Origin of the sequence: Hymenobacter qilianensis, assembly GCF_014489555.1 — a bacterium.
GTDB lineage: Bacteria > Bacteroidota > Bacteroidia > Cytophagales > Hymenobacteraceae > Hymenobacter > Hymenobacter qilianensis.
In genome coordinates, this window is sequence record NZ_CP060784.1 from 2,421,094 (window position 1) to 2,443,523 (window position 22,430).

A 22,430-nucleotide genomic window follows, 5' to 3' on the forward strand; every position below is an offset into this window, starting at 1 on the left:
CATTACTAATTATTAATTACTAATTGATTCAAAAAATATGTCTTGGTTTAAGCGCGTAGAGAAAGGCATCGTCACCCCGACGGAGCATAAGAAGGAGACACCGGACGGCTTGTGGTACAAGTGCCAGGAGTGCAAAACCGTGTCGCCGATGGTGGAGCACAAGCGCCTGCAATACACCTGCCCCAAGTGTAACCACCACGCCCGCATCGATTCGGCCGAGTATTTTGAGGTATTGTTCGACGGCAATCAGTTTACGGAGCTGGATGCCGAACTGTCCTCCGCCGACCCGCTGCACTTCGTAGATACCAAAGGCTATCCGCAGCGCATTGTAGCCACTCAGCAGCAAACCGGGCTGCGCGATGCCGTACGCACGGCGCACGGCCAGATTAATGGTCTTGATCTGGTGGTAGCCTGCATGGATTTTAAGTTTATCGGCGGCTCGATGGGCTCGGTGGTAGGCGAGAAGATTGCCCGCTCCATCGATTACGCCCGCCAGCACCGTGTGCCTTTCCTGATGATTTCAAAATCGGGCGGTGCGCGCATGATGGAAGCGGGCTATTCCCTGATGCAGATGGCCAAAACCTCCGCCAAGCTTGCCATGCTTTCCGAGGCAGGCATACCGTACATTTCCCTGCTCACCGATCCTACCACGGGTGGCGTTACGGCCTCCTACGCCATGCTCGGCGACTTCAACATTTCGGAGCCCGGCGCACTGATTGGCTTTGCCGGCCCCCGGGTTATCAAGGAAACTATCGGTAAAGACTTGCCTAAGGACTTCCAAAGTGCTGAGTTTGTGCTGGAGCACGGCTTCCTCGACTTCATCGTGGACCGTAAGAATCTCAAGGCCCAGCTTACCGACCTGCTGACGATGCTGCGCCCCGCGCCCGAAGTATTAGTGGAGGCACTGCCCTTGCAGCGTAGCCTACGCACGGCTGGCACTGCCTGAAGCTCAACGGACTAGCCATGAAAAAGCCCCCAGATACGTACTAGCGCAGTCTGGGGGCTTTTTTAGCTGCTAGAAGTGCGCTCTTGGTTTCAGCAAGGTTTTTGATAGGTCTAACAATATCTTCAACGAACTTTTTCGGTCGAAATGCAGTAAGCAGCACTGAAATCGTTCATTCCACGTTTAATTTCTGTTTCACTAAGTACATTCTCTCATGAAATCCTCCAACTCAATTCTTTCTCTCTTCCTGGCCTTTACCCTGTTTCTAGGCTCCTGCGCTACGTCGCAGCAGGGCACGGCTACTGGCCCTGATACGTCGGGTAATGGCACAGGCCCACGCAAAACCGGCACTAGCCGTACGGTGAAGGGTGGTGCTATTGGTGCTGGCGCTGGTGCCGTAACGGGTGCTGTACTTGGTCGTGTGATTGGTGGTAAGTCGGGTACGGCAGCAGGCGCCATCATTGGCGCGGCAGTAGGCGGTACGGGCGGTGCACTTATCGGCCGTCGTATGGACAAGCAAGCTGAGGAATTGCAGCGTGATATGCAGAACGCCAAAGTGGAGCGCGTAGGCGAAGGCATTAAGATTACTTTCGACTCTGGTATTCTCTTCGATACCAATGCTGCTACGCTGCGTCCGGCTTCGATGACTGAAATCGACAAAATGGCTGAAACGCTGCAGAAGTACCCCGACACCAATATTCTGGTGGAAGGCCACACCGATGCCAGTGGTTCAGATGCTATCAATCAGCCCCTTTCGGAGCGTCGCGCTCAGGCTGTTGCCAACTATACTACTTCTAAAGGTGTAGATGCTTCACGCGTTCAGACCAAGGGATACGGTTCTTCGCAGCCTATTGCTGACAATACCACTGAGGCCGGCAAGCAAGCTAACCGTCGGGTAGAAATTGCTATCTACGCCAACGAGAAAATGAAGAAGGCCGCTGAGGAAGGCCGCCTGTAATCAGTGCGCTTCGACTAAACGACACAAAAAAGGCCGTCCACATGGACGGCCTTTTTTGTGTCGTAAATAATAAATTACGTGTAGCTCCATCTAAGATTACCCAGAGTAAACTTAAGGACTATACTTATCGTTTACAGATCTGGTTACCACCGGTTTAATCGTGCCACCTAACGAGAAAAATCATGAAAAACATTCGTTTGTATTTCGCTGTGGCTGCGGCCATGTTGTTTTTGGGAAGTAACACTGCCCTGGCTCAGAGCGATACCAAGACTGAAAAGAAAGGCTGGAGCCGTAAAGGCAAGGGCGCTGCAATTGGGGCTGGTACTGGCGCGGCGGCAGGTGCCATTATTGCTGGTAAAGGCGACCGTGGTAAAGGCGCCGTTATTGGTGCCGGCGCTGGCGCCGTAAGTGGCGCCCTGATTGGCAAAAGGCGGGACAAGAAAAAAGACCCGGCCCGGCACCGCGAGTACACCAAGAAAAAAAATAGCCCAAACACTTAGAAAGTTCTCGCAGCAAAAGGCTGCCCTTCGCAAGGGCAGCCTTTTTAACTTCCGGAAAATTAACTCAACTATATTTGCTTCATAAAAAGCCCTTTACGAGTGCGTAAGGGTATTTTTTTGTGGGTGAATAGGATAGGAGCAGGAGTTTGGCAAGGTGGTTGCCTTTCGTGCAGTCATGGAAGGCAATTTATTCCAAACCCTTAAACCAGCCTTTCACCAACGAATACCAAAACAAACCCCCTCACATTACATCATGAAAACTTCCCGTTCGTACATCGCCTTTATACTAGCCCTGTTGCTGCTAGGTGGTAATTTCGCCCAAGCCCAGGACACGACCACCAAGAAGCCAATGAGCAAGACCGCTAAGGGCGGTCTTATTGGTGCTGGTGCTGGTGCCGTAGCTGGTGGCGTATTAGGCCGCGTGCTTGGTGGCAAAAACAGCACCGCTGGTGGTGCTATTATCGGTGCTGCTGTAGGTGGTGCTGGTGGTGCCCTCATTGGCCGCCGCATGGACAAGCAAGCTGCTGAGCTGAAGCGCGAAATGGCTGGTGCCAAAGTTGAGCGCGTAGGCGAAGGCATCAAAATTACCTTTGATTCCGGTATCCTGTTCGCTAAGAACTCGTCTAACCTGACTTCTACTGCTCAGAGCAACATCGCTGAGTTGGCTGCTACGCTGAAAAAGTACGGCGACACCAACGTACTGATCGAAGGCCACACCGACACCAGCGGCAACGACGCCATCAACGATCCTTTGTCGCAGCGCCGGGCCCAGGCAGTTGCTAACTATGCCCAGAGCCAAGGTGTAGACGCTTCGCGCTTCCAGACCCAGGGTTACGGTTCGCGTCAGCCCATCGCTGACAACTCGACTGAGGCTGGCCGCACGGCTAACCGCCGCGTAGAGGTAGCCATTTATGCCAACGAAAAGCTGAAAAAGGCTGCTGAGCGCGGCACTATCTAAGCTTGGTTTATATCTTAAAAAAAGCCCCCAGAATATTTCTGGGGGCTTTTTTGTGCGCTTTTGAATCGTTAGTGAATCGGGTGCGCAACCTCGGGTAAGCCCAGCCGGTACAACCGGCTATGCCAACTACCTACGACTCGCCAGCCGCTGAGAAAACGCGTGAGAATCATGCGATTCTGAATGATTTTTTTCCGCCGCTGACGTTGGAAGCCCCGCGCCGCTCGCCCATGCGCGAGCTCATATCCACGCTGTTATCGCATCGGACTACCCACCACGACGAAGAGCTGGCCTACGACCGGATGCTGGAGGCGTTCAAAGATTGGGAAGGCGTGATGGCCGCGCCAACGGCTGAGTTGGCCCACGCCGTTCGGACTACGCGCTGGCCCGATACCCAGGCCCCGCGTATTCAGGAAATATTGCGCCGCATTAAAGCCGAGCACGGCGAGATTACGCTGGACTTTCTGGCAGATTGGCCCACGGAGAAGGGCTTGGCCTGGCTGATGGATATGCCCGGTATTGGCCTGAAAACCGCTTCTTTGGTGCTGCTTTTCAACTTTCATAAGCCCGTGCTGCCCGTCGATACGCACGTGCACCGCATTGCCCAGCGCGTAGGCATGATTCCGCCCAAAGCCTCCGCCGACAAAGCGCACCAACTATTATTGGCCCAATTGCCAGCCGATGCGCTAGTGTTGCTCAACTTTCACAAGCACAATTACTGGCATGGCCAAAAGATCTGTCTGTTCCTGAAACCAGATTGTCCAAAATGCCCCCTGAAGGGCTTTTGTAACTACTACCAGGAGCATTACGGCCCCGCCACACCAGAGGCGATGGCCGCCACGCCCAAGCACTGGGAAGAAGCTTGGGGCAAACTGCCGCATTGATGAATAGACATCAACAGGAGTAAATTGTAGCGGGCTAAATGAGCTACCTTTGCCGTTATGCGCCTTGTTCGTCATCCGGTACTGTGTAATTACTATGTCACTTACCGGTGCAATGCGCGCTGCTCGTTCTGCGACATTTGGGAAAAACCATCGCCCTATATTCAGCTAGATGATGTGGCCCAAAACCTGCGCGATTTGCAGCGCTTAGGCGTAAATGTGGTGGACTTCACGGGTGGGGAGCCGCTGCTGCACCGTCAGATTCATGAGTTTGTGGGCCTCGCTCACGACATGGGCTTTATCACCACCCTCACTACCAATTGCCTGCTTTATCCGAAATACGCGGAGCGGTTGCGGGGCAAAGTGGATATGCTGCATTTCTCCCTTGATTCGTCGGAGAAGGAAGTGCATGATAAGGGACGTGGCGTCGCCTGCTATGATTTTGTGCTGGAAAGCATCCGAGTTGCCAAAGAACTAGGGGAACGCCCGGATATTCTCTTTACCGTATTTCGCGAAAACCTGGCTCAGCTGGAGGCCGTGTACCGCGACATTACTCAGCCCAACGGCTTGGTGCTTATTATCAATCCGGCCTTTGAGTACAACAGTGTGGCCACGGGCGAACAACTGACCACCGATGAGCTGGATTATTTGTCGGCTTTTGGGCGGCGCAAAGGCGTTTACCTCAACGAAGCGTTCATTCAGCTGCGCAAAGACGGCGGCAACCACGTAGCTAAGCCCGTGTGTCGGGCGGCCAGCACTACGCTGGTTATTTCGCCCAGCAATGAGCTGGTGCTGCCTTGCTACCACCTGGGGGAGAAGAAATTTCCGATTAACGGTCAGCTGTACGAACTGTATCAATCGGGAGAGGTGCAGCAGCTGGCCGCGCTGGAAGGCCGCTTGCCCGCGTGTGAAGGCTGCACTATTAACTGCTATATGCAGCCCAGCTTCGCGGTTGAGACCAGTAAGTATTTCTGGCAAGCCCTGCCCAGCACGCTCCGATACAACCTGGCAAAAGGCACCTGGAAGCGCATGCTGGCGCGCTAATGCACCTGCTCAGGTCGTAGCTGCGCGATAAGCTGGCGCAAGGCTTCGGGCTGTTGGGTGCCCAACAATACCCGGTCGCCATTGTGCAGCTTCAGCTGCAAGCCGTAGGAGCCTGCCACGTTGTAGGCGTAGTTGGAAGTAGAGAGTCCTCGGATGCCCCAGCCGCCGTATTCGCGCAAGGGCGAATATTTGCGTACCTGAGCACTTTTTACTTCCGCCCAGGCCAAGCGACGCCAGTTCAGCGGATAGAAACGATAGGAAATACCTTCTTTGTCAATGTGAGTTTCGAGCCGCAAAAGCGCGAATACACCCATGGTGAGGATAGAAGGCACTATCAGTACCAGCCATTTCAAGCCCGTTGGGGCCGGCATCCGATCAACCATAAAAAAGAATAGCAGGCTTATGGCGAGCGGAATGGCCAGCGTAAGCCACCACCAGGGCCGCCAAAAGTCCTGGCGTTCGGTGAAAAGTGATGGCAGAGCCGGAGCGTTGGCAGATGGCATCATGAATAGCGGAACAGCAGCCGAATCGGGTCTTAATATTAGGCTTTCTTTGTCAATCCTTTCAGCATCTCATCCTGCATATGCCTGCTCTCATTCTGCCCGTTAACGAAATTGCCCCCCAGCTGGGCCCCAACTGTTTTGTAGCCGATAATGCCACCATCGTGGGCGACGTGGTGCTGGGAAAGGATTGCACGGTGTGGTTTAATGCCGTGCTGCGCGGCGACGTGAACAGCATCCGTATTGGTGACAAAACGAATATTCAGGATGGGGCCGTCGTTCATTGCACCTACCAGAAGGCGGCAACTACTATTGGGGCGCGGGTGAGCATCGGGCATCGAGCCATTGTGCACGGCTGCACCGTGGCAGACGATGTGCTGATTGGCATGGGGGCCATTGTGATGGATAATGCGGTGGTGGGCGCGGGCTGCATTGTGGCGGCTGGCGCGGTGGTGCTGGAGAATACGCAGTGCGAGCCCGGCTATCTGTACGCTGGAATTCCGGCTCGAAAAATCAAGCTCGTAACTGAGGAGCAGCGCGCCATGCTTGCCCGTACGGCGGATAACTACGTGCTATATGCCAGTTGGTTTTAACTACCTATTACTCAAATTATTATAATATTTAACTAAATATATATAATAATTTTTCGGTTTATATGGCTAAATAATTACTTTTAGCCTCTCATTTTTCTCATTCTCATTTTATTTCACACATGAAGAAAGTTTATTACTACATCACATTAGCTTTAGTGACGAGTGCCTCTTTGTCATCATGCAGTCAATCAAATTACGCTTTTAAACCAAGTGCTTCGCCTTATCATAGCAGCACTCAACTTGCTGAGAAAGCAGCTACTTCTGAGGTGAATAGCGTAGTTGAGGCAGATATTACGGCTTCTTCAGATGCAGTTACACCAGGGCAAGTATCTAACTCTACTAAAACTGCTGCCAAAGCTCTAGTTGCGGCAACTACTTCAGCCACTACTAAGACGGAGGTTGCACATAATACAGTAAAAGTTGAGGCGCAAAACAAAGTTGAGCAACAAGCTGTCAAAGGCACATCAACCGAGATTAAGAAAGCCGTTGCTGCAGAGGGAAAAAGTCAGACAACAGCTGCACTTCTTTCATTTTTCTTGGGTGGATTAGGTGTTGACCGATTCTATTTGGGATATACCGGTCTAGGAATTCTAAAGCTTTTAACGTTCGGCGGATTTGGCATCTGGGCAATAATTGATTTTGTTCGTATACTGACTGGAAGCTTGAAGCCAAAAGATGGTGAATATGCTCAGAAATTTGATAGCTAAGCTTATTTCAATTAAATAAAAAAGGCCTTTCCGCCATGGAAAGGCCTTTTTTATTTGGTTATTAGCTTTAGAGGTTAAGTGCTTCATCGGCTTCGGCCTCACGCTCGGCGGTGGTGATAACGCGGAGCTGCACCAGCTCCACGGCGCGGCGGGAGCGCTTGAGTACCCGGAACTCGTAGTTATCGACCACGGCCACGTCGTTTACTTCCGGGATGTTGCCATAAATCATGTTCAGCAAGCCGCCAACGGTTTCGTAGTCGTCGCCTTCGGGCAGCGGGTAGGGGAGGTATTCGTTGGCATCCGAAATGGCCGTAGACGTATTCACCCGGTACTCATCGGCCGATACTTTCTCTACCACAGGCACTTCGTTATCGTACTCGTCCTGAATTTCGCCGACCAGTTCCTCGATAATATCCTCGATGGTAACGATACCCGACACGCCGCCAAACTCATCAGAAACGATGGCAATATGCATGTGCTTGCGCTGGAATTGACGCAGCAGGCGGTTGATTTTCTTGGTTTCCGGTACGAAGTAAGCCGGCCGCATAATCTTGGCCAGCTCCACCGATTCGTTTCGCCGAATCAGCTGAAGCAGATCCTTCACGTAGAGAATCCCCACGATGTTGTCGATGGAGCCTTCGTACACCGGAATGCGCGAATAGCCCTCGCTGTACACCGTTTCAAGTACCTCGTCCTGGGGGGCATTTATGTCGATGGCGGCAATCTTGGTGCGAGGCACCATAATCTGCTTCACCATCCGATCATTGAACTGAAAGACATTTTCGATCAGCTCGTGCTCCGAATCCTGAATTTCACCGCTCTGCTTGCTCTGGTCGAGCAGCATGCGAAGCTCTTCGGCCGTATGCACCTCTGAGCCGTGAATGGGCGTAACGCCAATGAGCTTCAGGAAGAAATTCGACAGTCCATTCAGTACCCAGATAAAAGGCCGGAATACGAAATAGAAAAACTGCATGGGCAGCGCCACAAACAAGCTCACCGTCTCGGGCCGCTGAATAGCGAGCGACTTGGGAGCCAGCTCACCAAAAACGATGTGCAGCACGGTAATAACCGCAAACGATGTTGGCAGCGCAATGCGGTGCGCTAATTCAGGGTCAGCCTGGAAGCCAACGAGCTCCATAAAGGCGATAATGATCTGCGAAACAACGCCTTCACCAATCCAGCCTAAGCCCAGCGAAGCTAGGGTAATGCCGAGCTGAGTAGCGGATAAGTAAGCATCCAGATGAGCCAGAATGCCCTGCGTTACCTTCGCAAAGCGGTTGCCCTCTTGCGCCCGGATATCTATTTGCGAGGCGCGTACTTTGACAATAGCGAATTCGGCTGCTACGAAAAAACCATTCGCTAACACCAGCAAAATGGTAAGAAGAATATTTAAGGCCATAGTGTCGGAAACTTCGGCTCACGCGGCCAAGTCTCCTATATAACTACAAAAGTACGAGATTCTGTCCAAGCAGTTTGGGCTCCGATCATATTAGTGGCTGGGGGGCAAAATCAGATGGCGTAAATGGGGGCGCAACCCCCGTCGGCGAAAGTGTGACACTTCCTACCGAACTTTGTTTGCCTTCGAACTGATTATCATCTTATGCTGCCTCACCGAATTCTGCTTTCCCTGCTCCTCCTTCTGCTCGCTGGCGCGAGTTCGATAGCCCAGGTGCTCACACCTACCAAGCTTTCTACGGCCGTCAGCCAGCCGACCGCGAAAGTAGGCGACGAGATAGAGCTGATCGTGAATGCCAAGATGAGCGACACCTGGCACCTCTACGCCACCGATTTCGACCCCGACCTCGGCCCCACGGTTTTTGCGTTCACCTTCCCCAAAAGCGCGGCTTACACGGTAGTTGGCAAACCAAAGTCGGTAAACTCCAAGAAGAAATATGACGACGTATTCGGCGGCGACATCACCTACTTTGAAAAGACCGGCCAGATCCGCCAGCGCATCAAGCTGTTGCAGCCCGGCCCATTGACCATCAAAGCCGACGTAGAATACCAAACCTGCACCGACGTAGATGGCCGCTGCATTCCGGGCGATGAAACGCTCACTTTTGGCCCCATTGAAGTAGCTGGTGCTCCCGCCGGTACGGGCGCCGTGGCTCCTCCGGCCAGCACCTCATCTGCCTCCGCCGGACTGAATGCGGGGGGCAAAAACCCCTCAATTCCAGCCGCCGCACCTGCTGAGGCAGAAGAGCCGGCCGCCGACTTGTCGCCTACGCCGCCAGCTACGGCCGCCCAGGCCGCCGTAGTAGCACCAGCGGCTTCCGTCACTACTGCGTCGGTAGGTGCCGCTGCCCCGGCCACCGATGCTTCGGGCACCGGCAGTATGTGGGGATTTGGCGTTTTGGCCTTCTTCTCGGGCTTGGCCGCGCTTATCACGCCCTGCGTATTTCCGATGGTGCCCATGACGGTTTCGTTCTTCACCGGCGGCACCGACAGCCGGGCGCGGGGCATCCTGAAAGCGTTAGTCTACGGCTTGTCTATCATCCTGATTTACACCATTATCGGTGTTATCGTGGCGCGTTTGCTGGGTGAAGATGGCCCCAACTTCATGGCGACCCATTGGCTGCCGAACCTTATATTCTTTGCAGTCTTCGTGATTTTTGGCTTGTCCTTTTTAGGGCTGTTCGAGATTACGCTGCCCAACGCACTCGTGAATAAAGCCGATGCTCAGGCTGATAAAGGCGGCTGGCTGGGCGTATTTTTTATGGCATTCACACTGGTGCTGGTGTCGTTTTCGTGCACGGGGCCCATTGTGGCCACGGTGCTTGGTTTGGCGGCACGCGGCGAAACCATTATGCCGGTAGTCGGCATGTTTGGATTCTCGCTGGCCTTTGCGCTGCCGTTTACCTTGTTTGCCATATTTCCTTCCTGGCTGAAGAGTCTGCCGCGTTCCGGAGGCTGGCTTAATACGGTGAAAGTCGTGCTAGGCTTTGTGGAGCTTATGCTGGCGCTCAAGTTCTTGAGCATGGCCGACTTGGCGTATCACTGGGGCCTGCTCAACCGCGACGTGTACCTCGTGCTCTGGATTGTGCTTTCCGCTTTGCTGGGCTTGTATCTGCTGGGCAAGTTCAAACTCTCCCACGACAGCGAAATCACGCACCTGAGCGTACCGCGCCTGCTGCTGGCTATTCTGGCGTTCAGCTTTATGACCTATCTGGTGCCCGGCTTATTTGGCGCTCCCTTGCCGCTGCTGGCCGGCTACTTGCCGCCGCAGTCCAACCGCGACTTCACGCTGGCCGCCTCGGGGGGCAATTCTGGCGCTCCACTGGCTACTACCGCCGCCAACAAGCTTTGTGAAACGCCCCTCTACGCCGACTTTCTGGAATTGCCTCACGGTCTGACCGGATTCTTCGATCTGGAGCAGGCCAAGCGCTGCGCTATTGCCCAGAAGAAGCCCATCTTCATTGACTTCACGGGTCACGCCTGCGTCAATTGCCGCAAAATGGAAGCCACTGTCTGGAGCGATCCGCAGGTGCTCAAGCGCCTCCGCGAAGACTTTGTGGTAGTGGCGCTGTACGTGGATGATAAAAAGGAACTCCCTAAAAATGAGTGGTATATCTCCCGACGCGACAGCAAAAAGAAAAATACGCTGGGTAAGCAGAACGCCGACTTTCAGATAGTAGAGTATGGCGTCAATGCCCAGCCGTATTATGTGTTGCTCAATGCGGAGGCCGGCAACCAGCCCTTAGTAGCACCGGTCGCCTATGAGCCTGATGTAGCCGATTTCCTGAAGTTTCTGGACGCGGGCCTCGCCCAATACCGGCGTCAAACCCAACCCATGGCCGCCCGCTAAAAAAGCAAATAGCTTCAGCAAAAAAGCCCTCCAGACGCATTCTGGGGGCTTTTTTGCTGAAGCTTAAGCCGAAGGAAGTTGGCTGAAAGGGAAATAAAAAAGGCTGCACCCACCCAGATGCAGCCTCTCAATTAAGAACGTACCCACCCAGATACGTCCCGGTACTTCCCTTCCCACTATAAAATCCCCAATCAGCTGTAGAAGAAGGGCTCGAACCTTCACAGAGTAGTTAGCCGGCCGCCGGACCAGTTTTTCCCGAATCTCTACCCCCGAGAGAGGAGGGCATGTCTACCAATTCCATCATCCTACAAGATGCTCAACCACCTTTCGTGTTTGATTATGACAAATGTAGTAGAAGCTTCCGAAAAGTAAAAATATGGTAAGCTTTATCAATAAAATTTACAGTATTTTTAATAAATGAGTAGTTTTGTTGCAATCTAATAAATGAAAGACCGCAAAAATGGCTCGTGATTACGAACTTGACGATGTAGACCGCAAGATTCTCGCTCTACTCATCGCTGACGCGAAAATGCCCTACACCGAAATAGCCCGCAAAGTGCATGTGTCTGGCGGCACAGTGCACGTGCGCATGGCCCGCATGGAGGAGCTAGGTATTGTGCTGGGCTCTACGCTTCGCGTTGATTATCAGAAACTAGGCTATGGCGTGAGCGCCTTCTTAGGGATTTATCTGACCAAAAGCTCCGTGTCGGATAGCGTAGCCAAGCTGCTCAGCAAGATCCCCGAGGTCATCAGTATTCACTACACTACCGGCAACTACGGTTTCTTCGCTCGCATCGTGTGCCGCGATACGCAGCACCTGCGCGATGTGCTTCACGACCAGGTTCAGCTCATCGAGGGCATTGAGCGCACCGAAACCCTTATCTCCCTGGAAGAGAATTTGAACCGTTCCATTCAGCTGCTGTAATCATCCCGCTGTGCGGGCCGCTTGCAGGCTCTACGCTTGAGTTTGAATTGGATTGATCCTTGCGCAAGAAGGCAACGATGGTTTGGGCAAAAGATTCGTTTATCACTTCGCCGCGATTCGTGGGTATGAAAACTCTTTCAGTTGCTATGTTTCTGGCCGCTTGGGTAAGTCTGCCCGTACATGCGCGGGCCCAAACACTACCCGCGGTCTACCTGAATGCCCGCGATGAGGAAACGGTGCCCGACAGCGCCACGCATTACCGAGTGGTAGACTTGCTTAGCGACACAGAATTTGGCGTACGGGAATATTCACTGGTTGGTACGCTATTGCTGCGCGGCACGCTCACAGCCATCGAGCCGCCCGTTCGCAATGGCGTATTTACGTGGCTTTACCCCACGGGCGCCAAATCCAGCGAGGTTCATTTTCGCGATAATAAGGCGCAGGGGTTATTTGTAGCCTGGTACGAAGACGGGCGTGTGCGCAGCCGGGGCGAGTACGAGCTGGGGCAGCGGGTAGGGCCGTGGCTGAGCGTACATCGCAACGGGCAAAAGCGCTCGGAAGGCAGCTACCAGAAAGGCGAGCCCCACGGTGAATGGCGCTATTATCACGACAACGGCCAACTCAGTGCCATTGAGCGTCTGTACACGGGCCGCACGCTCAGCCTGACGTATTATTTGCCGGATGGAAATGCCTTGGCTGGTGCTTCGCAAAAGCGGCAGCCGCCGGAGTTTCCGGGCGGCGAAGCGGCGCTGCTCCGCCACATCGCTCAGGCCACGGAGTACCCCAAAGAAGCCCGACGCCGCAATCTGACAGGGCAGGTATTCGTGAGTTACACCGTAGGCGAAGATGGCCGGGTGGGTGATGTGCGCGTGGTGCGCGGCCTCTCACCCGAACTCGACAACGAAGCCCGACGCGTCGTAACTGGTCTGCCTGCTTTTCGGCCTGGCCGCGAGTACAACCTGCCCACGGCCATGACGTTCACGTTGGCCATCAACTTCACGCCCGGCTTCTCGCTTTTTGGCAACACGCTGCCGCCCCAAGGCCCACCCATCGAAGCACGCGCCACCAATCCTGACGCTGGCTTTTGAGCCCTCTGCTGATACCAAACGCAAAAAAGCCCCCAGACTCAGTCTGGGGGCTTTTTCTATTTTATTAAAGGTAGAGCTTTAAGCCACAGTTACCTGCGCATCCAGCTTCTGGGCCAATACGTGCTTCGGCACGGCACCTACTTGCTTGTCTACAATCTGGCCGTTTTTGAACACGAGCAGCGTCGGGATGCTGCGGATGCCAAACTTGGCGGAAGTTTGCGGATTAGAGTCAACGTCTACTTTGCCGATAATGACGCGGCCTTCGTATTCGCCGGCCAACTCCTCCACTACGGGACCCACCATGCGGCACGGACCGCACCACTCGGCCCAGAAATCCACGAGCACGGGCTTATCGGAGTTGATTATTTCTTCAAAATTGGAATCGGTGATCTCAATTGCTTTGTGTCCCATGATAGTAGGGGTTGAATGGTGTAGTTATCTGAGTGCTTACGAGCAAACGGGCCGCAAGGTAGCAGATTGCAGTTCAACAAGCCGCACGCCGGAAAGTTCAGATTGGTAGATATAGTAGAGAATGCAGTAAGCAATAGCGCATCAGTCAAGCAAATGACTCCTGCTTACTACCGCGCCGTCGTCATTTGTTGCTAAAATCCAACGGTTGAAAAGTGAAGCAAGAACCTTTCATGCGAAAGGCATTCATTTCAATTAAGCACTATTAGTCTACGAATCGCTCGTCCCGCGCCGAGCAAGGCGGCTAAAGCAAATAGAAAAGCGACAATACTAAATATGGCACCCAGATGAAGAACAAGTATGCCTAGATAGATAAAAGCAGCAGCTCCCAGTAGCAGAACTATGGTAACGAGAATCGTAGCAGTGATGCTTAATCCTCTCCCCAGCGTATGGGGTGCTTGACTAATGACCCTAACAGGAACTGGTTTTGTCGCCAGACTGGCACGAGTGATAGCAGGTTTAAAAGGCTTGGCAATAAAACGCTTTACCGCTGGCTGTAGCTTGGGTGGTATGGAAATAGGTCGAGAGGAAAATGTAGCAGGCTGATCTGATACGCTTGGCCGGGCCGCAACAGGGCGCAGACTATTGGCATGGGATGGCATAATCACACTTGGACTTGATACTGTCGACACGGAATGATATTCAGTAGGAACCGTTATCCGACGGCTGGGCTGGCAGCAAGCCAGACTCAGAGATAGTGCAGTTGATAAGGAAATAGAAATAAATTTCTGGTAAATCATATGTTTCATAAGCTATCTAAAATGAAAGAGGAGGAACTGTGAAAATAAGATGCACTTTTCACGGTTCCTCCTCACCTTTAGTACCAAGCTGCTCTTCAGCCTAGCCTGTTATATCAACTGGCAGGCGTCCATTTCCATTTCGCGCATCTTGTCGATAAACGCTTTGGGCTCAATCTGGAAGCGGCGCGAGAACATATCGACTGCCAGATGCTCGTGCGGCTCGGCAAACTGAATTTCGAGTCGCTTTTTGCCGGGCGCGGCGGCAATGGCTTCTTCTATCCGGTCAATCATGGGACCCGTTACGGTGCGCAGATCCAGGCGGACGCGCACGCCTTTGCTCATCTTCTCGGCAATGTCGGCCAGGGGGTGCATCGAGATAATGCGTAGATCCCACTGATCCTGGGTGTGGCGGCGCAGTTCCTGCTTGAGGCGAACGTACATGGGCGGCACCTGCTCGTTGGGGTAGTTGCGGGGATTGATGAGGGGGGCAAATTTGGTGTAATCGTCGCGGAAAAGCGCGGGGCTGATGCTCGTCTCGTAATCTTCCAGAGTGAACGTGCAGAAAGGCTGGCCCATTTTCGTGGTCTTAAACAAGACGTTGTTGATGAGACCAGCCACGGCAATTTCTTTGTTTTTGTGGTTGTCAATCACGTCGAGGCCGCAGGTGCAGTAGGCTTCCAGCTCCAGCTTATAGCTGTCCAGCGGGTGGCCGGAAAGGTAGAAACCCACCACATCCTTTTCGCGGCGTAGCTGCTCAGTTTTGCTCCAAGGCTCCATTTCGTGAATCTTGGGCAGCGGCGCGGCTACCGCCCCAAACGCTGACGCGCCGAACAGGCTGTGCTGGCTGCTTTCCTTGGCGGCGGCGTGCTGCTGCCCCAGCTTCATAGCCTTCTCGATAAGGGGCTGGTCGCCGGACGGGGCGTCGAGGTACAAACGGCGGTGCTTGCCAAAGTCGTCGAATGCGCCGGCCTGGGCCAGACTTTCGAAAGTTTTCTTGTTCACGGTGCGCAGGTTTACGCGCTTGGCGAAGTCGAACACATCGGAGTAGATCCCGCCTTTTTCCCGCTCCTGCACGATGCTTTCCACGGCCAGTTCACCGGCACCTTTCACTGCGCCCATGCCGAAGCGAATGGCTCCTTCCTGGTTTACGTTGAATTTCAGCAGACTTTCGTTCACGTCGGGGCCGAGCACGGCCACGCCCTGCTTGCGGGCTTCCTCAATAAAGAAAGTCACCTTCTTGATATCGCCCATGTTGTTGGTGAGCACGGCGGCCATGTACTCAGCCGGGTAGTTAGCCTTCAGATAACCAGTCTGATATGCCACCACGGAGTAGGCGGCGGAGTGGGAGCGGTTGAAACCGTACTCGGCAAACTTCTCCATCACGTCGAACACCTCATTGGCCTTCTTCGCCACAATGCCGTGAAGGTTTTTAGCACCTTCGATGAACTTGTCGCGCTCCAGGGCCATCTTTTTCATGTCCTTCTTACCCATGGCGCGGCGCAAAAGGTCGGCGCCGCCGAGGGAGTAGCCGGCCAGAATCTGGGCCGTCTGCATGATCTGCTCTTGGTACACCATGATGCCCTGGCTGTACTCCAGGATGGGGCGCAGCAGCTCGTGTGGATATACTACTTCCTCGCGACCGTGCTTGCGGTTGATGAAGTTCGGGATGAACTGCATCGGGCCGGGCCGGTACAAGGCGTTCATGGCAATCAGGTCCTCAATGTTCGTCGGTTTCAAGTCCTTGAGGTACTGACGCATACCTTCCGATTCAAACTGGAAGGTGCCGATGGTGTCGCCGCGCTGGTAGAGGGCGTAGGTTTTCTCGTCGTCGAGCGGAATGTCGTCGATGTCGATTTTGATGCCGTGGTTTTTCTCAATCAGCCGCAGGGCATCCACAATGATGGTCAGGGTTTTAAGGCCCAAAAAGTCCATCTTCAGCATACCCGCCGACTCAATCACCTTGCCGTCGAACTGGGTGATGAGCAGCTCCGATTCCTTGGAAGTCGCGACCGGAATGTACTTCGTAATGTCGTCGGGCGCGATGATGATGCCGGCGGCGTGAATGCCCGTGTTGCGCACCGAGCCTTCGAGCTGGGTAGCCAGGCGCAGAATCTGACCGCGCAGGTTATCGGGGCTCTCGTCGCGCCGAATCATGTCCAGCTCCTGGTTTTCGGCGAAGGCCTTGGTCAGGGTGGTGCCTACCTGGTCGGGGACCATTTTGGTGAGGTCGTTGGTCTGGGGCAAGGCCAGCTCCATGGCCCGCGCCACGTCTTTGATACTAGACTTGGCAGCCATGGTACCGAAGGTGATAATCTGGGCCACCTGCGTCTTGCCGTACTTATTTACCACATAGTCAATAACTTTCTGCCGATTCACGTCATCGAAGTCAATGTCGATATCGGGCATGGACACGCGCTCCGGGTTCAGGAAACGCTCGAACAGCAGGGAGTACTTGATGGGGTCAATGTTGGTGATACCCACGCAATAGGCCACCGCCGAGCCCGCCGCCGAGCCCCGGCCCGGCCCCACCGCCACGCCCATGCTGCGGCCATGGTTGATAAAGTCCTGCGTAATCAGAAAGTAGCCCGCAAAGCCCATGGTCTGGATGATGCGCAACTCATAATCAAGCCGCTCCTCGATTTCGGGCGTGCGCTCGGCGTAGCGCGGCGGCTTGGTCATGGTCACGGTGCCATTGCCGGCACCCGGCCCAAAGGCCCCCACGTACGTTAGCTCGCGCAGAAATTCGTCGGCGTTGGCGAAGGGCGCGGGAATAGGAAAATTGGGCAGCAGAATGTCGCGCTGGAGCTTGGGGGGCGTTATTTTGTCAACAATCTCGTTGGTGTTGTCCACGCTCTCCGGCACGTCCTTGAATAGCTCGTTCATCTGCGCCTGGGTCTTGAAGAAGAACTGGTCGTTGGCGAAGCCGAAGCGGGTGTGGGGCTTGGGTTTCTGCAACTCCTCATCAATGCGGCGCAGCTGCTTCTGGGCACGCTCGTCGCGGCTGTAGTCGCGGCGCAGGTTGTCGAGCAGGTCGTACTTCACCTCGCCCTTGCCGGTCATTAGCGTGTAATACTGCGTTTGAACATCACCTACTGGGTTGCTATGCTCCTCGCCGGTGTTCACGCACAGCAGCAGGTCGTGGGCCGCATAGTCGGTTTGGTCCACGTAGTGCGAGTCGTTGGTGCAGATAACCTTAACGCCGTGCTTCTGGGCGAAGCCGAGCAGCACCTGATTCACGTCTTCCTGACTTTTGCCCGTGCCGTCGAAGTTCATGAGCCCGTGCCGCTGAATTTCGATGTAATAATCATCGCCGAACAGATCCAGCCACCACTTCAGCTTCTCCTCGGCTTCCTCTTCCGATTTAAACAGGATAGTTTGAGGAATCTCGGCCCCGATGCAGCAGCTGGTCGCAATCAGGCCTTCGTGGTACTGCTCCAGCAGCTCGCGGTCGATGCGCGGAAACTTGGAGTACACACCCTCAATGAAGCTCATCGAGCACAGCTTGCTCAGGTTATGGTAGCCGGCCTGGTCCTTGGCCAGCAGCAACTGATGATAACGCTTGTCCTTTTCACCCTTCTCCTTGCTGAAGGTTTTCTTGTGGCGGTCTTCGACCAGGTAAAACTCGCAGCCCACGATGGGCTTCACGTTGTACTTATTGGCCTCGGCTACGAAGTTGAAGGCGCCGAACATGTTGCCGTGGTCGGTGAGGGCTACGGCGGGCATGCCATCTTCCTGGGCCTTTTTCATGAGCTTCGCAATGCTGGCCTGCCCGTCGAGCAGGGAGTATTGGGTGTGGCAATGAAGGTGGGAAAACGTAGGCATGGCAAGTATTTTAAGCAGAGGAGTAATTAGTAAAGATACCCAAGCCCGGCCGGAGTTGGAAGTTAAAAGAGCCGTCTGGTTGATAATCAGTGACATAAAAATGCCCCCAACTCGCCCAGTGGCTGCCGCTGCGCGTATAGATTCTAACTAACCCGCCGTTATGCGTGTTGGCATAGCTAACTTGCTCCCGCGGAATGAAATTTCGTATTTGAACCGGATGCCTGACACCTATTAACAACTATGAAATCACTCCCCGCCGTCCTCACCGACCCGGTTTATCAAAAGCCTGCTGCCTACTCGTGGCTGGAAATGCAGCTGTTGAAGGTTTGCCAGGATGAGCGTGACTTGCCGTTTGCGCGGCTGCTTTTCAATATTACGCTCACCCTTATTCCGCTGGCAATTCTGCTCTACATCCCAGGTCTGCCTAACTGGATCTGGTGGTCGGCGGCAGTGCTGTACCATTTTCTGAACAACGTCACCTTCAAAGGCCCTTTCGGGTTGATGCTGCACTGCGTTTGCCATCGGCCGCTGTTCAAAAAAGAGCACGACTGGCTAAATATGTGCATTCCGTGGGTTATCGGGCCGTTATTTGGGCAAACGCCGGAAACGTATTATACCCACCACATGGGTATGCACCACGCCGAGAACAACATGCCCGAGGACACCAGCTCCACTATGAGCTACCAGCGCGACTCGCTGGGGGGCTTTTTGCAGTATCTGGGCGACTTTGTCACCGTTGGAATCTTCCGTTTGCTGTCTTACTTCGACCGCAAAAAGAAAAAGAAGTTCTACTTCAAGTCGGTTCGGGGCGAGGTGGCGTTTTTCGCTTGGTGCATTGGGCTGAGCTTCGTGAACTTCCCGGCTACGTTCGCGGTGTTTATCCTGCCCTTCATCATTTCACGGGTGGTAATGATGCTCGGCAACTGGACGCAGCATGCCTTCGTGAACCCCATTGATCCGGCCAACGCCTACCACAACAGCGTAACGTGCCTGAATACCAAGTACAACCATAAGTGCTGGAACGACGGCTACCACACCAGCCACCACGTGCGCCCCGCCCTGCACTGGACGGAGCACCCCAACCATTTCCTGAAAACGCTGCCCAAATACGTGCAGAATGATGCTATCGTGTTTGAAGGAATTCATTGGCTGCACCTCTTTGCCTGGCTCATGACCAAGCGCTACGACCTGATGGCCAAACACTTCGTAAACGTCGGCGACCGATACAAGAGCGACGAACAAGTTGTTGAAATGCTAAAATCCCGGACGGTGCGCTTCGTTGAGCCCGAGCTGGCTTACGCCAAGTAACCGCCGCTTCGTTTCGCGCTACATAGCGGAGATGACTAAGCACTTATTTAAAACAACAAAAAAGGACGGCGCTGCGCCGTCCTTTTTTGTTAAACTGGTTTCTGCAAAGACCTACTTTGTGGCGCGAATAGTCAGGACTTCGCCGGGCCGTACGTTGAAATCGGGCTTATTATTCCACTCCATAATCTGCTTGATCGTGACGCCGTACTTGCGCGAAATGGCGTACATCGACTCGCCGGCGGCTACGGTGTGGCGTATGGGGCCGGTGGTAGCAGCTGGTGCGGTCGTTGCTGCCTGGGCTGGCTTTGCTGGGGTCGTTGTTGGTCGGGGGGCTGCTGGGCTGGGCGTGGCTGGTGCAGCGGGTTTTAGTGCGGGTGCTGCCGCCGTGGGCACTACGCGCAGTGTTTGCCCCAGGCTCAAAGCAGCGTTGGGGGGCAAATTATTCCAGGTAGCCAGGTCGGCGGGGCGCAAACCGTAGCGCCGGGCTATGCTGTACAGCGACTCGCTTTTTTGCACAATATGCTGACCACTGGCAGGCACATCCAAAACCTCAGTGGTTTCGGTAATCACGGGGCTGGCCGGGGCTGGCCGGGGTGCAGGCGCAGTTGCGGCTGGGGTTGATTTGGTAGGCGCTGGTTTCGCAGGCGCTGGTTTAGCGGACGTGGGCAAATCGCGCAATACTACCTGACCAGGGTTTTTTACTACTGGCTCGGTGGTATCGGCTGCGGGCGTGCGCGTCGTGTCCTGAACCTGGCTGGGGGCAAATTTTGGCTGGCAGCCTGAACCGTGTCGGCGGTAGTAGCTTGTGCAGGAACGACTGGCTGAGACTTTACTCGGCTTGTATCGGGCGTGGCTGCTGTGGGGGGCAAATCTGCGGCTTCCTTGGTTACCGGCGCGGCTGCCGGGGTTGGCGTGGCATCCGCAATTACTACGCTATCTGCCTGTGGCTCTTCTAGAATGGTGGCCTGCTCAACGGGTTCTGTCGGGGCAGTCTCAGCAGGGGTTTTCGCTTTGGGCGTAAGAATGCGGCGGGGAGTAGCCGGCGCCGGTTGCGGCGTAGTTGCGGAGGCTGTGGCTGACCCACTTACCGGGCGCTCAAAAGCCGCCAAAGCCCTCGAATCCTGACTGTCCACGTACTCCACCGCTACTTCGCGCGGACGCGTAAACTGGAGCCAGAGCATGCGGCCGGGCCGTAGCTCCTCCGTGCGGCGCATCCGGTTTTTGGCCAGAATAGCCCGGGTACGCATGCCGTATTTCTGGCCAACAGTAGTCACGGTTTCGCCTGGCTGAGCCACGTGGTATTGCACCGACGACTTATCCCGCTTCTTCTGCACGAAATAAGGCTGGCCCACTACAATGTTGTCAAACGCATACAAATCGTTGTACTGCATGAAGCGCTTCATCTTCAGATTGGCCCGGCGCGCCAGGCTTTCCTTGGTATCACCGGGCAGGGCCACAATGGCGCGCAACCCATTGATACGCACAAAATCAGCATTTTCGGGGTCTATTTCGGGCTGGGAGAGAAGCTGGCCAGCGGTGGCCGTGCGCTGATTGGCGAGCAAAGCAGTGCGCTGCAACTCATCCGTGATGGGCACCAGCATGGTGTAGGCTTTGCCGGCCGGCACGGCGCTGCCGCGGGAAAGCCAATAATTGTGGCGGGCCAGGTCGGCAGGGTCGGCTTGCAGGGTTTGCGCTAACGCCTCAAGACGCTGGCCCGGCTGCACCGGAAACTCCTGTAGCAGCATGGGCGGCTGCGGATTTTGGCCTACGGCGGGCTCGTAGGCTACTTTGTGCGCCAGAAAGGTGAGAATGTAGGGGTGCGTTTTTTCGGAAATCTCCATCTCCGTCGCGCCTACATCGGTGGGCAGCGTGTAGGGCTTGGTGCCGGTCAGGCCGAGGTTGTAGCTGAGCAGCGTATTTAGCCAGTTGCGAAACGTGGCATTGTTGCGCTTAAAATAAGCCGCCGCGCCGCGCGAGGAAGCTACAATGTGCTTGCGCTCATCCACAGTGCCATCTACCTGCACGCCCAGCTCCGTCGCCGACTCGCGCTTGAACTGCCAGTAGCCCACCGCATCGTGAATAGATTGGGCTTCGCCCTGCAAACCGCTTTCCTGCAACGCCAGGTAGCGAAAATCCAGTGGGATTCCCTCGGCCTGAAACGTACGGTCAATCAGCGGAAAGTAGGCGTCGGCCAAATCGACGCGGGCCTGAAAGGAGGGCTGATGGCGGCGCAGGGCGTCCACTTTTTGCTGCACTGCCTGCTGGCCACCATTTGTCAGGCGAAGGCGCATGCCTCCAAAAGCTAGCTCGGACGGTACCGTTACGCTTTGAGCACCCGCCAGCAGGGGCAGCACCCACAAGAGCAGCAGAATTATTCTTTTGTTCATCAGATAAGTTGAGTACACGATCAGTAACGCTTGGCTACCGGGATTATCTTACAAAGAAGGCAAATCTGTTGCGAAAATATGTTTTAAGCGTCGCATACTTAGGCGAAACAAGCCGGCCACAAGGCGCAAAAAGCCCCCAACAGCTGCTGGCTGCTGGGGGCTTTTTTATAAGAGTAAGGCTAACGCGGCGAACCGGCGCCACCTGGGCCGCCACGATCCGGACGCTCACCAGCGCCACTTGGGCTGCCAGTGCCGCTGCGCAGATTGTACGTGAACATCACCATAAAATAGCGCTGCAAAATATCGGTGCGCGTATCCTCGATGTAGGCTTCCGTCACGTTGCGCTGAATGCTACGGTTCTGGCCCAGCATATCGAAGGCGTAGAGGCGGATTTCGCCGCGCTGCTTCTCGAATATCTTCTTGCCGATGCTGGCATTCCAGAGGGCATACTGCTGATTGAAGCCTGCGGCCAAGCCGCCGTTGTAGCGGTGCGTGAGGTCGGTTTGGAGGGTGAAGCCATTGCCCACAATCCAATTGAAGCGCAGTTGGCTGTTCTGGGTGAAATAATTGGTATTCAGCTGCGTACGGGCCGTGTTGCGGGCCCGGCTGAAGTTGGAGTTCGACGAAACCGTGAAGTCCAGCCGCTCGCTGATGTTGCTGCTCACTACCGCGCCCAAGCCCAGCGTGGGCGTTTGGGAGTAGTTGATCACATCGTTGATCAAGCCGGGCGTGCGGCTGTAGCCGGCCGTAGCGTTCAGGTTGAGGTTCGACTTAATAAAGCCCACCGGCATCCCGTAGCTAAGCAC

General features: G+C 54.7%; 19 protein-coding genes. 12 read left to right on the plus strand and 7 right to left on the minus strand.

Annotated features, from left to right (window positions below):
* Positions 1–37 precede the first annotated feature (37 nt).
* From accD to H9L05_RS11310, 6 genes are all read left to right on the plus strand, one after another.
* A complete protein-coding gene (accD, locus tag H9L05_RS11285) occupies positions 38–946 on the plus strand; it encodes an acetyl-CoA carboxylase, carboxyltransferase subunit beta (protein WP_187731090.1) in 909 nt (302 codons plus the stop codon).
* A gap of 211 nt (positions 947–1,157) precedes the next feature.
* The gene (locus H9L05_RS11290) at positions 1,158–1,901 is read left to right on the plus strand and encodes an OmpA family protein (RefSeq protein ID WP_187731091.1); all 744 of its coding nucleotides are present in this window, start codon (positions 1,158–1,160) and stop codon (positions 1,899–1,901) included.
* Between the two features lie 182 nt (positions 1,902–2,083).
* Complete coding sequence (locus tag H9L05_RS11295) at positions 2,084–2,401, plus strand: YMGG-like glycine zipper-containing protein (RefSeq protein ID WP_223284375.1); 318 nt, start codon at positions 2,084–2,086, stop codon at positions 2,399–2,401.
* A 253-nt stretch (positions 2,402–2,654) separates the two neighbouring features.
* Positions 2,655–3,359, plus strand: coding sequence for an OmpA family protein (locus tag H9L05_RS11300; RefSeq protein ID WP_187731092.1), 705 nt, complete (start codon positions 2,655–2,657; stop codon positions 3,357–3,359).
* 119 nt (positions 3,360–3,478) lie between these two features.
* Complete coding sequence (locus H9L05_RS11305; RefSeq protein WP_187731093.1) at positions 3,479–4,240, plus strand: endonuclease III domain-containing protein; 762 nt, start codon at positions 3,479–3,481, stop codon at positions 4,238–4,240.
* 57 nt (positions 4,241–4,297) lie between these two features.
* Entirely contained in the window at positions 4,298–5,281 is a 984-nt protein-coding gene (locus H9L05_RS11310) for a radical SAM protein (protein WP_187731094.1), read from the plus strand.
* On the opposite strand, the gene H9L05_RS11315 is transcribed toward H9L05_RS11310, so the two are convergent.
* Entirely contained in the window at positions 5,278–5,787 is a 510-nt protein-coding gene (locus tag H9L05_RS11315; protein ID WP_187731095.1) for a hypothetical protein, read from the minus strand. The two genes, H9L05_RS11310 and H9L05_RS11315, sit on opposite strands and share 4 nt — an antisense overlap.
* A 77-nt stretch (positions 5,788–5,864) precedes the next feature.
* Between H9L05_RS11315 and H9L05_RS11320 the strand changes: the two genes are divergently transcribed.
* Together H9L05_RS11320 and H9L05_RS11325 are read left to right on the plus strand one after the other, a co-directional pair.
* Positions 5,865–6,374 carry a gamma carbonic anhydrase family protein gene (locus H9L05_RS11320; RefSeq protein WP_187731096.1) on the plus strand — a complete coding sequence of 170 codons (510 nt, stop codon included), beginning with the start codon at positions 5,865–5,867 and terminating at the stop codon, positions 6,372–6,374.
* Positions 6,375–6,493: 119 nt separating this feature from the next.
* A complete protein-coding gene (locus H9L05_RS11325) occupies positions 6,494–7,081 on the plus strand; it encodes a TM2 domain-containing protein (RefSeq protein WP_187731097.1) in 588 nt (195 codons plus the stop codon).
* A gap of 67 nt (positions 7,082–7,148) precedes the next feature.
* On the opposite strand, the gene H9L05_RS11330 is transcribed toward H9L05_RS11325, so the two are convergent.
* Positions 7,149–8,480: a hemolysin family protein gene (locus H9L05_RS11330; protein WP_187731098.1), complete on the minus strand. Its 1,332-nt coding sequence runs from the start codon at positions 8,478–8,480 to the stop codon at positions 7,149–7,151.
* 201 nt (positions 8,481–8,681) lie between these two features.
* Here H9L05_RS11330 and H9L05_RS11335 point away from each other — a divergent pair, with 201 nt between their 5' ends.
* From H9L05_RS11335 to H9L05_RS11345, 3 genes are all read left to right on the plus strand, one after another.
* A complete protein-coding gene (locus tag H9L05_RS11335; protein ID WP_187731099.1) occupies positions 8,682–10,886 on the plus strand; it encodes a protein-disulfide reductase DsbD family protein in 2,205 nt (734 codons plus the stop codon).
* A gap of 460 nt (positions 10,887–11,346) precedes the next feature.
* Positions 11,347–11,811: an Lrp/AsnC ligand binding domain-containing protein gene (locus H9L05_RS11340; protein ID WP_187731100.1), complete on the plus strand. Its 465-nt coding sequence runs from the start codon at positions 11,347–11,349 to the stop codon at positions 11,809–11,811.
* A 125-nt stretch (positions 11,812–11,936) separates the two neighbouring features.
* Positions 11,937–12,899 carry an energy transducer TonB gene (locus H9L05_RS11345; protein ID WP_187731101.1) on the plus strand — a complete coding sequence of 321 codons (963 nt, stop codon included), beginning with the start codon at positions 11,937–11,939 and terminating at the stop codon, positions 12,897–12,899.
* A gap of 78 nt (positions 12,900–12,977) precedes the next feature.
* Here the strand turns inward: H9L05_RS11345 and trxA are convergent, their stop codons facing one another.
* On the minus strand, positions 12,978–13,310 hold the full coding sequence (gene trxA / locus H9L05_RS11350; RefSeq protein ID WP_084446370.1) for a thioredoxin: 333 nt from the start codon (positions 13,308–13,310) through the stop codon (positions 12,978–12,980).
* A gap of 905 nt (positions 13,311–14,215) precedes the next feature.
* Positions 14,216–17,929 (minus strand): DNA polymerase III subunit alpha, encoded by a 3,714-nt coding sequence (dnaE, locus tag H9L05_RS11355; RefSeq protein ID WP_187731102.1) that lies wholly within the window; start codon positions 17,927–17,929, stop codon positions 14,216–14,218.
* 240 nt (positions 17,930–18,169) lie between these two features.
* Here dnaE and H9L05_RS11360 point away from each other — a divergent pair, with 240 nt between their 5' ends.
* Positions 18,170–19,237: a fatty acid desaturase family protein gene (locus H9L05_RS11360; RefSeq protein ID WP_187731103.1), complete on the plus strand. Its 1,068-nt coding sequence runs from the start codon at positions 18,170–18,172 to the stop codon at positions 19,235–19,237.
* Positions 19,238–19,348: 111 nt separating this feature from the next.
* Here the strand turns inward: H9L05_RS11360 and H9L05_RS26090 are convergent, their stop codons facing one another.
* From H9L05_RS26090 to H9L05_RS11375, 3 genes are all read right to left on the minus strand, one after another.
* Positions 19,349–19,807 carry a LysM peptidoglycan-binding domain-containing protein gene (locus H9L05_RS26090; RefSeq protein WP_187731104.1) on the minus strand — a complete coding sequence of 153 codons (459 nt, stop codon included), beginning with the start codon at positions 19,805–19,807 and terminating at the stop codon, positions 19,349–19,351.
* Between the two features lie 131 nt (positions 19,808–19,938).
* Positions 19,939–21,624 (minus strand): lytic transglycosylase domain-containing protein, encoded by a 1,686-nt coding sequence (locus tag H9L05_RS11370; protein ID WP_187731105.1) that lies wholly within the window; start codon positions 21,622–21,624, stop codon positions 19,939–19,941.
* A gap of 179 nt (positions 21,625–21,803) precedes the next feature.
* Positions 21,804–22,430, minus strand: a complete 627-nt coding sequence (locus H9L05_RS11375; protein ID WP_187731106.1) for an outer membrane beta-barrel protein — start codon at positions 22,428–22,430, stop codon at positions 21,804–21,806.

Coding starts and splice junctions, on each gene's coding strand:
- H9L05_RS11320 (WP_187731096.1), top strand. CDS start 5,865: ATGCCTGCTCTCATTCTGCCCGTTAACGAAATTGCCCCCCAGCTGGGC.
- accD (WP_187731090.1), top strand. CDS start 38: ATGTCTTGGTTTAAGCGCGTAGAGAAAGGCATCGTCACCCCGACGGAG.
- H9L05_RS11335 (WP_187731099.1), top strand. CDS start 8,682: ATGCTGCCTCACCGAATTCTGCTTTCCCTGCTCCTCCTTCTGCTCGCT.
- trxA (WP_084446370.1), bottom strand. CDS start 13,310: ATGGGACACAAAGCAATTGAGATCACCGATTCCAATTTTGAAGAAATA.
- H9L05_RS11345 (WP_187731101.1), top strand. CDS start 11,937: ATGAAAACTCTTTCAGTTGCTATGTTTCTGGCCGCTTGGGTAAGTCTG.
- H9L05_RS11370 (WP_187731105.1), bottom strand. CDS start 21,624: ATGAACAAAAGAATAATTCTGCTGCTCTTGTGGGTGCTGCCCCTGCTG.
- H9L05_RS11310 (WP_187731094.1), top strand. CDS start 4,298: ATGCGCCTTGTTCGTCATCCGGTACTGTGTAATTACTATGTCACTTAC.
- H9L05_RS11315 (WP_187731095.1), bottom strand. CDS start 5,787: ATGATGCCATCTGCCAACGCTCCGGCTCTGCCATCACTTTTCACCGAA.
- H9L05_RS11290 (WP_187731091.1), top strand. CDS start 1,158: ATGAAATCCTCCAACTCAATTCTTTCTCTCTTCCTGGCCTTTACCCTG.
- dnaE (WP_187731102.1), bottom strand. CDS start 17,929: ATGCCTACGTTTTCCCACCTTCATTGCCACACCCAATACTCCCTGCTC.
- H9L05_RS11360 (WP_187731103.1), top strand. CDS start 18,170: ATGAAATCACTCCCCGCCGTCCTCACCGACCCGGTTTATCAAAAGCCT.
- H9L05_RS11340 (WP_187731100.1), top strand. CDS start 11,347: ATGGCTCGTGATTACGAACTTGACGATGTAGACCGCAAGATTCTCGCT.
- H9L05_RS11330 (WP_187731098.1), bottom strand. CDS start 8,480: ATGGCCTTAAATATTCTTCTTACCATTTTGCTGGTGTTAGCGAATGGT.
- H9L05_RS11300 (WP_187731092.1), top strand. CDS start 2,655: ATGAAAACTTCCCGTTCGTACATCGCCTTTATACTAGCCCTGTTGCTG.
- H9L05_RS11305 (WP_187731093.1), top strand. CDS start 3,479: ATGCCAACTACCTACGACTCGCCAGCCGCTGAGAAAACGCGTGAGAAT.
- H9L05_RS11325 (WP_187731097.1), top strand. CDS start 6,494: ATGAAGAAAGTTTATTACTACATCACATTAGCTTTAGTGACGAGTGCC.
- H9L05_RS11295 (WP_223284375.1), top strand. CDS start 2,084: ATGAAAAACATTCGTTTGTATTTCGCTGTGGCTGCGGCCATGTTGTTT.